This window comes from Massilia arenae (assembly GCF_008014745.1).
Classification (GTDB): Bacteria; Pseudomonadota; Gammaproteobacteria; order Burkholderiales; family Burkholderiaceae_D; genus Telluria; species Telluria arenae.
The window spans coordinates 43,916-56,575 of record NZ_VPFD01000009.1; the positions used below are offsets into that span (position 1 = coordinate 43,916).

General features: G+C 63.7%; 14 protein-coding genes. 8 read left to right on the forward strand and 6 right to left on the reverse strand.

Annotation, left to right across the window (positions count from 1 at the left end; translation table 11 throughout):
- Positions 1-208: 208 nt before the first annotated feature.
- Genes FVD38_RS10015 through FVD38_RS10025 form a run of 3 tightly spaced genes read right to left on the reverse strand, consistent with a single transcriptional unit; the run spans position 209 to position 2,309 of the window.
- A complete protein-coding gene (locus FVD38_RS10015) occupies positions 209-673 on the reverse strand; it encodes a YaiI/YqxD family protein (protein ID WP_147934778.1) in 465 nt (154 codons plus the stop codon).
- Positions 674-684: 11 nt separating this feature from the next.
- Complete coding sequence (locus FVD38_RS10020; protein WP_147934685.1) at positions 685-1,353, reverse strand: class I SAM-dependent methyltransferase; 669 nt, start codon at positions 1,351-1,353, stop codon at positions 685-687.
- Between the two features lie 17 nt (positions 1,354-1,370).
- A complete protein-coding gene (locus tag FVD38_RS10025) occupies positions 1,371-2,309 on the reverse strand; it encodes a CysB family HTH-type transcriptional regulator (protein WP_147934686.1) in 939 nt (312 codons plus the stop codon).
- Positions 2,310-2,491: 182 nt separating this feature from the next.
- On the opposite strand from FVD38_RS10025, the gene FVD38_RS10030 reads away from it, so the two are divergent.
- The 8 genes from FVD38_RS10030 (at position 2,492) to FVD38_RS10065 (ending at position 9,906) form a co-directional block, all read left to right on the forward strand.
- Positions 2,492-4,180: a nitrite/sulfite reductase gene (locus tag FVD38_RS10030; RefSeq protein WP_147934687.1), complete on the forward strand. Its 1,689-nt coding sequence runs from the start codon at positions 2,492-2,494 to the stop codon at positions 4,178-4,180.
- Positions 4,173-4,730, forward strand: coding sequence for a DUF934 domain-containing protein (locus tag FVD38_RS10035; RefSeq protein ID WP_147934688.1), 558 nt, complete (start codon positions 4,173-4,175; stop codon positions 4,728-4,730). The genes FVD38_RS10030 and FVD38_RS10035 overlap by 8 nt, the downstream gene beginning before the upstream one ends.
- Positions 4,731-4,741: 11 nt before the next feature.
- Positions 4,742-5,458 carry a phosphoadenylyl-sulfate reductase gene (locus tag FVD38_RS10040; RefSeq protein ID WP_147934689.1) on the forward strand — a complete coding sequence of 239 codons (717 nt, stop codon included), beginning with the start codon at positions 4,742-4,744 and terminating at the stop codon, positions 5,456-5,458.
- 31 nt (positions 5,459-5,489) lie between these two features.
- Positions 5,490-6,425: a sulfate adenylyltransferase subunit CysD gene (gene cysD / locus FVD38_RS10045; RefSeq protein ID WP_147934690.1), complete on the forward strand. Its 936-nt coding sequence runs from the start codon at positions 5,490-5,492 to the stop codon at positions 6,423-6,425.
- Positions 6,425-7,741 carry a sulfate adenylyltransferase subunit 1 gene (locus FVD38_RS10050; RefSeq protein ID WP_147934691.1) on the forward strand — a complete coding sequence of 439 codons (1,317 nt, stop codon included), beginning with the start codon at positions 6,425-6,427 and terminating at the stop codon, positions 7,739-7,741. The genes cysD and FVD38_RS10050 overlap by 1 nt, the downstream gene beginning before the upstream one ends.
- An 18-nt stretch (positions 7,742-7,759) precedes the next feature.
- Positions 7,760-8,479, forward strand: a complete 720-nt coding sequence (gene cobA / locus FVD38_RS10055) for a uroporphyrinogen-III C-methyltransferase (protein WP_147934692.1) — start codon at positions 7,760-7,762, stop codon at positions 8,477-8,479.
- Positions 8,480-8,572: 93 nt separating this feature from the next.
- The gene (locus FVD38_RS10060) at positions 8,573-9,478 is read left to right on the forward strand and encodes an alpha/beta hydrolase family protein (RefSeq protein WP_147934693.1); all 906 of its coding nucleotides are present in this window, start codon (positions 8,573-8,575) and stop codon (positions 9,476-9,478) included.
- Positions 9,475-9,906 (forward strand): MarR family winged helix-turn-helix transcriptional regulator, encoded by a 432-nt coding sequence (locus FVD38_RS10065; RefSeq protein WP_147934694.1) that lies wholly within the window; start codon positions 9,475-9,477, stop codon positions 9,904-9,906. Before FVD38_RS10060 ends, FVD38_RS10065 begins: the two co-directional genes overlap by 4 nt.
- Before the next feature lie 14 nt (positions 9,907-9,920).
- Here the strand turns inward: FVD38_RS10065 and FVD38_RS10070 are convergent, their stop codons facing one another.
- Genes FVD38_RS10070 through lptF form a run of 3 tightly spaced genes read right to left on the reverse strand, consistent with a single transcriptional unit; the run spans position 9,921 to position 12,639 of the window.
- Entirely contained in the window at positions 9,921-10,301 is a 381-nt protein-coding gene (locus FVD38_RS10070; RefSeq protein ID WP_147934695.1) for a sirohydrochlorin chelatase, read from the reverse strand.
- Positions 10,301-11,485, reverse strand: coding sequence for an LPS export ABC transporter permease LptG (gene lptG / locus FVD38_RS10075; RefSeq protein ID WP_123071084.1), 1,185 nt, complete (start codon positions 11,483-11,485; stop codon positions 10,301-10,303). Before lptG ends, FVD38_RS10070 begins: the two co-directional genes overlap by 1 nt.
- On the reverse strand, positions 11,482-12,639 hold the full coding sequence (gene lptF / locus FVD38_RS10080; RefSeq protein WP_147934696.1) for an LPS export ABC transporter permease LptF: 1,158 nt from the start codon (positions 12,637-12,639) through the stop codon (positions 11,482-11,484). The genes lptG and lptF overlap by 4 nt, the downstream gene beginning before the upstream one ends.
- Between the last annotated feature and the right edge of the window lie 21 nt (positions 12,640-12,660).

Below are 12,660 nucleotides of genomic sequence, written 5' to 3' on the forward strand. Positions count from 1 at the left end.
CATGGCAAGCTCTCAACGTTCACGCTTGCGTCCGGTTGACATGGGCGTGAACGGTTACGCGTGGCGGCCCGACCATCGCGCATCCTGCCGCGCTTTCAATAGCGCGTGCACCCTTGACCAATTATAACAAGAACAACATTGTTATCGTCGACGCAACTGTATCGTGCGCAGGTCAATAGGTGTTGCCACCGGGCGCAGCGGCCTCGGTCTAGCGATCCGCCGCGCGCGGCCTGGACCGCGCCAGCTGGCGATCGAGCGCGTTGGCGAAGTTCTGGCGGTCGGCCTGATTGAAGGCAGCCGGCCCGCCGGTGTCGACGCCGCTGCCGCGCAACTCTTCCATGAAGGCGCGCATCGTCAATTGCTGCGCGATGGTGTCCTTGGTGTACCACTCGCCGCGCGGATTGAGCGGCAAGCCACCCTTGTCCAGCACCAGCGCCGCCAGCGGGATGTCGCCGGTGACGACGATATCGCCAGGATTTACGCGTTCGACGATCTCGGCATCGGCCACGTCCGGCCCGGCCGGCACCTGCAGCGCGCGGATGAAGCGCGAGCCGGGCACCCGGATCAGCTGGTTCGCCACCAGCGTGACATTGAGCTGCAAACGTTCGGCCACCCGGAACAGGATGTCCTTGATGACGGCCGGACAGGCGTCGGCGTCGACCCAGATATGCAGATCCTGGGACATTACTTCAGCCGGCAGGTCAGCACCCAGTAGAACTCCCAGCGCGCGATCTTGATTTCGCGGCCAACCTTGTCCAGGCGCTTGCGCAGCGTGCTGTCGGTCGGGTAGTTCTTGACCAGTTCGTGGCGGGTGCCGTCGGCGTCGAGCTGGAATTCATGGGTATTGCCCAGCAGGTCGGTGCGCACGGTCGTGGCGCTCTCGCCTTCCACATAGGCGTCGTCGAAAATCACCAGCAGCACGTCCTTGCCCAACTTCTTCTTCAGGGACACCAGCAGTGCATCCCCCTGCTCACGCGTCAGGTGGGCCCACAGGCCGGCCATGAACACGGCGGTGATTTTTTCGTCGCCGCTGCCGAGATCATCCGGCAGCGCCAGCGCATCGACCAGGCGATATTCGACATTGTCCAGGTCTTCGCCATGCATGCGCGCCAGGTCAAGCATGAATGTGCTGGCGTCGGTGGCCAGCACCGATTCGGCGGTTTCGGCCAGCACGTCGGTCCAGGCGCCGCTGCCGCAACCCAGTTCCAGGATGCGGTGGCCGCTGAGCAAGGTGGCGATCTGCTCGCGCGCCTCGTCCAGGTCTTCCTGCTGCTCTTCCGAATACTCGGCGGACGCGTTGTCGTAGTGGGCGGCGATGCTGTCGTAGTAGGCAATGACCGGGTTTTTGTCCATCTTTAATTCCTTGACCATCAAAGTTCGTAGTTTTCCCCACCGCGCATCGCCGACTCCACCATCTTGCGGTTGAGCGTCGGCGTCAGCAGTTCGATGAAGGTATAGATATAGCTGCGCAGGTAGGCGCCCTGCTTGATCGCCACGCGCGACGTGTTCATGCCGAACAGGTGGCCGACCGGCAGCGCGCGCAGGTTGCGGTCGCGCTCGGGGTCGAAGGCCATGCCGGCGATGATGCCGATGCCCATGCCCAGCTCGACATAGGTCTTGATCACGTCGGCGTCGATCGCTTCCAGCAGCACGTCCGGCTTCAGGTTGCGCAGGCCGAAGGCGTGGTCGATCTTGCTGCGCCCGGCGAAGGCGGCATCATACGTGATCACGGGGTAAGTAGCGATCTCTTCCAGTGAGATGGCGCGCGACTTGAACAGCGGGTGGTCCGGCGGCGCCACCACCACGTGCTCCCACTGGTAGGCGGGCAAGGTGATCAGGCCGTCGACGGCGGCGATCGATTCGGTGGCGATGGCCAGGTCGGCCTGGTCGTTCTTGACCATGTCGGCGATCTGCTTCGGATTGCCCTGCAGCAGCGACAGGCGTACTTTCGGATACTTCTGCATGAAGCCCTGCACCACCTTCGGCAGCATATAGCGCGCCTGGGTGTGGGTGGTGGCGATGGTGAAGCTGCCGCTGTCGTGGGCGGCGTACTCCTTGCCGATGCGTTTCAGGCTGTCGATCTCCTGCATGATCAGCTCGACCGACTGCAGCACCAGCCGTCCCGGCTCGGTCAGGCCGCGGATGCGCTTGCCGTGGCGGGTGAAGATGTCGACGCCGAGCTCTTCTTCCAGCTCGATGATGGCCTTCGAGACCCCGGGCTGGGAGGTGAACAGTGCCTTGGCGGCATCGGTCAGATTGTAGTTCTGGCGGACGGCCTCGCGCACGAAGCGTAGTTGATGGAGATTCATTTGATAATTATTGTTGTTAAATAGACAGCAAGCCGGTAACGAACGACATTCTAAGATGCTTATTCGGGTTACGTATATAAGCAAATAAATTATCCGTAGTTTGGAATATAAGCTTAGCTCCGTATCATCGGGACATTATTTAATGGGCGAACACCATCCGCCTCTGCCTACGGACCCTGCACATGTACCGCTACGACCACTACGACCACCTCATCGTGCGCGAGCGCATCGCCCAGTATCGCGACCAGGTCGCCCGCCGCCTCTCCGGCGAGCTGCTGGAAGAAGAATTCCTGCCCCTGCGCCTGCAGAATGGCCTGTACATGCAGCGCCACGCCTATATGCTGCGCGTCGCCGTGCCGTATGGTCTGCTGTCGTCGAGCCAGGTGCGCATGTTCGCCCATATCGCCCGCAAGTATGACCGCGGCTATGGCCACTTCACCACGCGCCAGAACATCCAGTACAACTGGATCGAGCTGGAGCAGACGCCGGACATCCTGACCGACCTGGCCTCGGTCGAAATGCACGCCATCCAAACCTCGGGCAATTGCATCCGCAACATTACCACCGACGAGTTCGCCGGTGTGGCGGCCGACGAGATCATCGATCCGCGTCCCTTCGCCGAAATCCTGCGCCAGTGGAGTACTTTCCACCCTGAATTCCTGGCCCTGCCGCGCAAGTTCAAGGTGGCCATCAATGGCGCCCTGGAAGACCGCGCCGCGATCGCCGTGCACGATATCGGCCTGACCGTGGTCCATAACGAGGCCGGCGAAGTGGGCTTCAAGTTCATGGCCGGCGGCGGCATGGGCCGCACCCCGATCCTGGGCAGCGTGATCCGCGACTTCCTGCCGTGGCAGCACCTGCTGACCTATACCGAAGCCGTGATGCGCGTGTATAACACCCACGGCCGCCGCGACAACAAGTACAAGGCCCGCATCAAGATCCTGCTCAAGGCTCTCGGCGTCGAAGAGTTTACCCGCCAGGTCGAGCAGGAATGGGCCGACCTGAAGGATGGTCCCGAGACCCTGACGCAAGAAGAGTTCGAGCGCGTCGCCAAGTGGTTCCAGCCGCACGCCTACCGCGAGCTGGCCGACACCGACGTCGGCGCCGCGCAAGCCGATAATCGTGCCTTCGCCAACTGGCTCAATCGCAACGTGAAGCCGCACAAGGTGCCGGGCTATGCCGCCGTCGTGCTGTCGCTCAAGAAGACCGGCGTGCCGCCGGGCGACGCCACCGCCGAGCAGATGGACTTCGTGGCCGAGCTGGCCGACCGCTTCAGCTTTGGCCAGGTGCGCGTGACCCACGAGCAGAACCTGGTGCTGGCCGACGTCGAGCAAAGTAAACTGTTCGAGGTGTGGCAGTTGGCCAAGTCGAAAGGCATGGCGACGCCGAATATCGGCCTGCTGACCGACATTATCGCCTGCCCCGGCGGCGACTACTGCTCGCTGGCGAACGCGAAATCGCTGCCGATCGCCGCCGCCATCGCCGAGCGCTTCGACGACCTGGACTTCCAGCACGATATCGGCGACATCGAACTGAATATCTCGGGCTGCATCAATGCCTGCGGCCACCACCACGTCGGCAATATCGGCGTGCTGGGCGTGGACAAGGACGGCAGCGAGTGGTACCAGGTGTCGATCGGCGGCGCCCAGGGCAATGAGTCCGCCATCGGCAAGATCATCGGCCCGTCGTTCTCGGCGGTGCAGATGCCGGAGGTGATCGGACGCCTGCTCGAAGTCTATGTCCGCTGTCGCATCGAAGGTGAGCGCTTCGTCGACACCGCGCAACGCCTGGGCATCGCCCCATTCAAGGAACACGTGTATGCCACGCCGATCGCGGCGGAAGAACTGGTTGGAGAGGACCACTATGCTTAATCAACACCCACAGATCATCAAGGGTCGCGAAGTGGTCAATGACGACTGGAGCGTGCTCAAACTCGACGAGGGACAAACGGCAGACACCGTGGAAGTTCCGGCCGGCAAGATCATCGTGCCGCTGACCGTATGGCAGGCCCAGCGCGATGCGCTGCTCGGGCGCGCCGAACTGGGTGTCTGGCTGGCGCCGGACGAGAGCGCCGCCGTACTGAAGGACGACCTGCAGCGCTTTGCCGTGATCGCCATCGACTTCCCGAAATTCACCGATGGCCGCGGCTATTCGATCGCCTATAACCTGCGCAAGCGCCTGGGCTGGACCGGAGAACTGCGCGCGATCGGCGACGTGCTGCGCGACCAGCTGTTCCAGATGGCGCGCTGCGGCTTCGACGCCTACGCCACCCGCCAGGATCGCAGTATCCACGATGCGCTCAAGGGCCTGTCGGTGTTCTCGGAAACCTACCAGGCGACGGTCGACAATCCGATCCCGCTGTTCCGCCGGGTCCCACGCGATACCCCGGCCGAACACCGCGACATCGGCGCCGGCATCTAGGAGCTTTACGCATGAGCGACCTGCATCATCGCGTGGATGAAACCCACGCGATACTGACCCGTATTGCCCGCGATTTCACGCCCGCCGTGTTCGCATCGAGCCTGGCGGCCGAAGACATGGTGCTGACCGACCTGATCCTGAAGGCCAAACTGCCGATCGCGATCTTCTCGCTCGAGACCGGCCGCCTGCATGCCGAGACGCTGTCGATGATCGAGCGCGTCAAGGAGGCGTATGACTACGATATCGCCCTGTACCGCCCGCAGCCCGAAGCGGTCGAGCGCTACGTGGCGGACCACGGACTGAACGCTTTCTATGACAGCGTCGAGATGCGCAAGGAATGCTGCCGTATCCGCAAGGTCGAGCCGCTGGGCCGCGCCTTGGCCGGCAAGCGCGCCTGGATCACCGGCCAGCGCCGCGCCCAGTCCAGCACGCGCGCCGAACTGGCGGTGCAGGAAGACGATCATGCACATGGCATGCAGAAGTTCAATCCGCTGACCGACTGGAGCGAGCAGAACGTCTGGGACTACCTGCGCAGCAGCAACGTGCCCTACAATGCCTTGCATGACCGCGGCTACCCGTCGATCGGCTGCGAACCCTGCACCCGGGCCATCCAGCCGGGCGAGGACGTGCGCGCCGGCCGCTGGTGGTGGGAAAACCCGGAATCCAAGGAATGCGGCTTGCATGTGGTGGACGGCAAACTTATTCGCATCAAATCCGTGGCCGCTTGAGCCACGAACCGAGAAAAGAACAGGCATAGCGATGACAACTGTTAGCGACAATGTAGTACTGAGCGACGTGAACGCCGCCCACCTGGACGCGCTGGAATCGGAAGCGATCCACATCCTGCGCGAAGTGGCGGCCGAATGCAGCAATCCCGCCCTGCTGTTCTCGGGCGGCAAGGACTCGGTGGTCCTGCTGCGCCTGGCCGAGAAGGCTTTCCGCCCGGGCAAATTCCCCTTCCCGCTGGTGCACATCGACACCGGCCACAATTTCGACGAGGTGATCGCCTTCCGCGATGCGCGCGCCGCTGAACTGGGCGAGCGCCTGATCGTCGGCAGCGTCGAAGACTCGATCAAGCGCGGCACCGTGCGCCTGCGCAATCCGCAGACGGATTCGCGCAATGCGGCCCAGGCCGTGACCCTGCTGGAAACCATCGCCGAACACGGCTTCGACGCCTGCATCGGCGGCGCCCGCCGCGACGAAGAAAAGGCGCGCGCCAAGGAACGCATCTTCTCCTTCCGCGACGAGTTCGGCCAGTGGGATCCGAAAGCCCAGCGCCCCGAACTGTGGGACCTGTATAACACCCGCGTGCACCCGGGCGAGAACATGCGCGTGTTCCCGATCTCGAACTGGACCGAGCTGGACGTGTGGCAGTACATCGCGCGCGAAAAACTGGCGCTGCCGCCGATCTATTTTGCCCACCAGCGCGAAGTGATTCCGCGTAACGGCCTGCTGGTGCCGCTGACCCCATTGACCCCGGCGCGCGAGGGCGAGACCGTCGAAACGCGCACCGTGCGCTTCCGGACCGTGGGCGACATCTCGTGCACCTGCCCCGTGGCGTCCGATGCGGATACCGTGGCCGGCATCATCGCCGAAACCGCCGTCACCGATGTGACCGAGCGCGGCGCGACCCGGATGGACGACCAGACCTCGGAAGCCTCGATGGAAAAACGTAAAAAAGCGGGATATTTCTGATGAACGCCATGACAGACAAACTGAACCAACAGGCAGGCTCGACCCTGCTGCGCTTCATCACCGCCGGCTCGGTGGACGATGGCAAGAGCACCCTGATCGGCCGCCTGCTGTTCGACAGCAAGGGCATCTTCGCCGACCAGCTGGCCGCCGTCTCGCGCGCCAAGCACAAGCGCACCGTGGGCGACACCATCGACCTGTCGCTGCTGACCGACGGCCTCGAAGCCGAGCGCGAACAAGGCATCACAATCGACGTGGCCTACCGTTATTTCGCCACGCCGAAGCGCAAGTTCATTATCGCCGACACCCCGGGCCACGAGCAGTACACCCGCAATATGGTCACCGGCGCCTCGACCGCCGACGCCGTGATCATCCTGATCGACGTGTCGAAGGTGAAGCTGGGCGACGATGGCAGCGTGCAGCTGCTGACGCAAACCAAGCGCCATTCGACCATCGCCAAGCTGCTGCAGATCGAGCACGTGGTGGTGGCCGTGAACAAGATGGACCTGGTCGAATACGACCGCAGCGTCTACGAGCGCATCGTGGCCGAATATGAAAAATTCGCGCAATCGCTGGGCCTGAAGGACATCACCGCGATACCGCTGTCGGCGCTGGCCGGCGACAACGTGGTGGACCGTTCGGACAAACTGGCCTGGTACGAAGGCCCGACCTTGATCGAGTTGCTCGAATCGCTGTCGGTCTATGACCAGTCGCACGCCGCGCCGTTCCGTTTCCCGGTGCAGCTGGTGGCGCGCCACAACGGCCACGAGGCGAACGACTTCCGCGGCTATATGGGCCGCATCGAATCGGGCGTGGTCAAGGTCGGCGACAAGCTGACCGTGCAGCCCTCGAACCAGAGCGCGACGGTGAAAGAGATCGTCACCTTTGACGGTTCGCTGGAATCGGCCGTGGCCGGCCAGTCGGTGACCCTGGTGCTGAATGAATACGTGGACGTCTCGCGCGGCGACATGCTGGCCGGCAGCGAGCAGCCGGCGACCCTGCTCAAGCAGGTGACGGCCGATGTGTGCTGGATGGCCGACGAGCCGCTCGACCTGCGCCGCAAGTACTGGATCAAGCACGGCACGCGCCAGACGGCGGCCAAGGTGGCGCGCCTGGACACCATCCTGGACGTGAACACGCAAGAACGCCATCCCGCTGAAGGCCTGAAGCTGAACGACATCGCGCGCGTGCAGCTGACCGTGCAACAGCCGCTGGCAGCCGACGCCTACGCCGACATCCGCGCCACCGGCGCCTTCATCCTGATCGATGAAGTGACCCACCAGACCGTCGCAGCGGGTATGATCCGCATCGAAGACTAATCGTTACTAGAGGGAAGTATGGCGGCGCTGGGCAAAGTGTATCTGGTAGGAGCCGGTCCCGGCGCGGCTGATCTCATCACGGTGCGCGGCGCGCGCCTGCTCGCCCAGGCCGATGTCGTCCTCTACGACGCCCTCGTCACGTCCGAGATGCTGGAGCTGTGTGTGCGGGCCGTCCAGATCTCGGTCGGCAAGCGCTCGGGCCAGCGCTCGATGGCGCAGACCCTGATCAACGAACAGTTGGTCGAGTGCGCGCGAAAATACGCGCTGGTCGTGCGTTTGAAGGGCGGCGATCCGATGCTGTTCGGCCGCGCCGACGAAGAGTTGCGCGCGCTGGAGGCCGAAGGGATCGAGGTCGAGGTCGTCCCCGGCATCACCACCGCCGTCGCCGCCGCCGCCGCGACCAAGCAGCCTTTGACGAAACGTGGCCTGGCGCGCAGCGTCGCCTTCTTCACCTCGAGCACCGCGCCGGACGAACCGGACCATCCCGCATTACCCGAAACCGACACGCTGGTCCAGTACATGGGCGGCCGCGAAGCCGCCGCCACCGCCGAGCGCCTGCTGGCCGAAGGGCGGCGCGCCGACCTGCCGGTGGTGGTGGTGGAAAACTGCAGCCGCGCCGACGAGCGCATCCTGCGCCTGACGCTCACCGACCTTGCGCGCGGCCTCGAGCCGGGCCATGGGCCGGTGCTGGTGATGATGGGCGAGGCGCTGGCCAGGCGCGAGCACCAGACGGCCTAGCACGCTTTACAAGACCTTCCATTTGCTCCGTGACTTGTACCAGGCTCTCAGTCATGCTAATTTAGTTAACACGTTAACTAAGTGGCGAATGCGATGTATCCAGAACCGTTCCAAATCCCGCTTCCCGTCCATGGCAATATCGAAGGTAGCTTGTGGACCTCGACGAGAGCGAAGGCAGTTGTGCTGCTGCACCCCGGAACAGCAGTCACGCAACGCTATTACGAGCCCTTCGCACGCTATCTGGTGGAACTTGGTCTGCATGTCGTAACTTACGACTACCGCGGCACGGGACGGTCGCGGCCTGCCAGTTTGCGCGGCTCGACTGTGTCGATGTCCGACTGGATGGATGATGATGTGGGCGCAGTCACACGGTGGGCGATCACACGCTTTCCGGCGCTACCGATGCTGGCTGTCGGACATAGCCTGGGAGGACACGCCCTGGCTCTGTCAGCGGATACGAATTCGCTTCGCGCAGCCGTGCTCGTCGCATCACATGCCGGCGTGACTGCGACCATCAATGGAGCTGCAGAACGAACCAAGGTCTGGGTCATCATGCGCGTCCTGGCCCCGCTGCTGTGCAGGGTGCTGGGCTATATGCCAGGACGCAAGCTCGGACTCGGCGAGGACTTGCCGCGCGATGTGATGCTCCAGTGGAGCCGCTGGACGACGCTTCCTCGCTATTTTTTCGATGATCCTGCCGTGGATGCCGCGCGGCGCATGTCTCGTGTGCGGATACCACTGCTGGTGCTGGGCTTCGACGACGATCCCTGGGCCAATCCAGCGGCGATCAGTATGCTCATTGCACCGCTGACCAACGCGAAGATCGAGCGGCATCAGATTGCACCGCGCCAGGCTGACATGCGAGCCATTGGGCACATGGGATTCTTCCGCAAACGCTCGGAAGAGCGCTTATGGCCTCGGGTCGGATCCTGGCTGCTGGAACAACTCGAGCATGGCGACCTCGGCGATGATCTGGAAACGAATAAGGGTGCAAAATGAGCAAGCAGGTCAAGTCCCCTCGCTTTGTTTTTCTACTGAATCAAGCGCAGCGACGACTGCAGCGCTGGACCGAAACCAGGCCTGGAACGTGGGAAGGCATCAGCACCGCCCAAGTCGGGCTTCTTTTTCTGCTGGCGTCACGCAACCAGGCCACCGTTGGCGACATTGCGCAAGCACTGCAGGTAGCGCCGGCGGCGACCACCAATCTGTCCAAGCGCATGGAAGCTTCCGGGCTCATTGAACGAATTGCCGACCACGATGACGGACGCGTAACCCGGCTGCGACTCACGCAAGCCGGCGCGGAGGCGAGCGCACAAAGCAGCGAGATGCTCAAGGAGCTGAACCTCCGGATCAGCGACGGCTTCTCCGACGAAGAACTAGCGGTCGTTGCGCGCTGGCTGTCACATGTCGGCAACCTGGCGCTGTAGCGACGGCGGGGCGTTCAATCGCCCCGGGCACCGAGCGAGGCCACGCAATAATCGGTCATGGCACGCTGCACGCCTGGATCTTCGCCGATGGCGCCGACCACGTCCAGGTGCAGGCCGGGATGCGCGGCGCGGATCGTGTTGCACAGGGCCGGCAGGTCGCGCAGCAGATGGCCGCCCTGCCCCAAAAATACCGGCACCACGGTAACCTGGTCGATGCCGCGCGCAACCATCGCCGCCACCGTGTCTGGCAGGCTGGGCGTCATCAGCTCCAGGAAGGCCAGCGCCACCTCGGCATCCGGCGTCCGGGCTTGCGTGGCGTCGCGCAGGCGCTCGAACGGCGCGGCCCAGGAAGCGGCGCGCGCGCCATGGGCGAACAGGATCAGTCCGTGCTTCATCAGTGTCTTTCCACCCACCACAGCGCCCCGAGCGCCATCAGCAGGAACAGCAGGCTCGGCGCCACCGCCGTCAGGAAGGCCGGCAGGATGGTCAGCACGCCCAGGTGCGAGAACAGCGAATTGATGAGCAGGAAGCTCACCCCGATCATGATGCCGATGAAGATCTTGAGGCTGACGCCGCCGCTGCGCGTGTGCAGGTAGGCGAACGGCAGCGCCAGCGCCATCAGCACGAAGATCGAGAACGGATCGACGACCTTCTTCCAGAACGCGACCTTGAAGCGTTCGGTCTCTTGCCGGTTCTCCGCCAGGTGGCGCGTGTAGACGGCCAGTTCGGCGGCCGACATGCGTTCCGGATCGGAGCGAGACACAGACAGGATCTTGGGCGTGATCTCGGACGCGAGCACGTAGCTGTCCAGTTTGCGGGTCGAGACCGAGGCCGTTTCGTGGCCATAGGTGCTCTGGATGGTTTGCCCGGCCGGCACCGCGGAACCGGGTGCCGCCAGCTCGCGGCTATTGGCGAACATGGTCTCGGTGACGTCGGACAGGCGCCAGGTATTGTTGCCGCCGTAGGTGCCGCGCGCCGCCGTGACGATCGAGCGCATGCGCATATTGTTGTCGAACTCGTAGAGGCGCACGTCTTCGAGCTGGCCATCGGGCGCGATGCGGCGCACATTGAAGAAGCGCGAGCCGGTGATGTTGCCGCGCACGCCGTCCGCGTGCACGCTGTCCTTGGTCCACATGCCCGAGCGGAACTCGGCCGACACCGAACCGCCCTTGGCTGTCAGGCGCATGCGCTCGGCGATCGGGGCCGTGCGCGGCGTGATCAGTTCGCCGAACACGAAGGCGATCAGGACGAATACCGCGCCAATCTTGAACAGCATCATGGCGGCCTGGCGGGTCGACATCGACGAGGCGCGCATGATGGTGAATTCGGAACTCGAGGCGAATTGCGCCATCGTATAGATGGTGCCGATCAGGGCGGCCACCGGCATCACCTGATAGACATTGCCCGGTACCAGCAGCAGCACGTACAGCAAGGCGTGCTGCATGCCGAAGTCGTTCTTGCCGACCGACGGCAGGATGCTGGTCAGGTCCATGAAGGCAACCAGGGCCAGGAAGGCGGCCAACACGAAGGCCACCGCCTGGAAAATATTGACGGCGAAATAGCGTTGGAGGATTTTCATTCTGCGCGCGCCTCTTCGCGCTTGGCGGTCGGCGCTTTCTTCAGGTGACGGCGGCGCTTGAAGGCGCTGATCAGGACCAGCGGATGATAACGGTGGTTCACGTTCAGGCGCCACGCGAACAGCCCCACCACCACCAGCAGCGCGGCCAGGTGCAATGGCCACCAGCCCATGGCGAAGGCCAGCTTGCCCTGCTTGACGCTGGCCTCGGACAGGCGCACCAGATTGTTATAGGTGAAGAAAATCAGCAAGGCGATGATCAGGTTGGCCGACGAACCCGCGCGCGGATTGACGAATCCAAGTGGGATGGCCAGGAGCATCAGCACCAGGCAGGTGATCGGCGCCGCGATACGCGCCAGCAGCTCGGCCTGGGTAAAGCGGTTGGGCGCGATCAGCAGCGCCGGCGTGGACAGCGCCGATACCGGCACGTCGGCGCCGATCATCGGCGCCTGGGTCGCCACGCGCATGCTGTAGCGCTCGAATTCCATGGTCTGGAAATCGGCCTGGCCAGGCACGCCCTCGTAGCGGCGGCCATTGCTCAGAACCAGGAACTGGCCGCCCTTGCCGTCCGATTCGATCACGCCCTGCTTGGCCACCACCACCGAGTGGCTGTCGCCGTCGACGCCGCCGACGAACACGTTCTGCACCACGGTCGAACCCTCGGCGCTGCGTTCGACGAAGAACACGCGGTCGCTCGAGCTCGATTCGCGGAACTGGCCCGGCGCCACGCGCTGCAAGTCTTCGCGCTTCTGGAAGCGCTCGACGAACTCGGCGCTCTTCATCTTGGCCCAGGGCGTGACGACGAAGGACAGCGCGCCGACCAGGGCCACCATCGGCAGGCCCAGGACCAGCACCGGCCGGATCCATCCAAGGAGGGATTGACCCGAGGCGAACCAGACCACCATCTCGGAATCGCGATAGCTGCGCGTGATGGTCGCGACCACCGCGATGAAGGACGTCAGGATAAGAATGATCGGCAACAGCTCGGCGCTGCGGAATACGATCAGCGCCAGCACGTCGCCGGATGCCACCTTGCCGCCCGCCGCCCGGCCCAGGATGGCGATCAGGGTCCAGGTGACGAGGATGGAAAACAGCACCGTGAAAGTGGCGCCCGCGGAGCTCGCCAGTTCACGTTGCAGGGAACGTCGGAAAATCATTCAATAGAGTAGTTATAATTG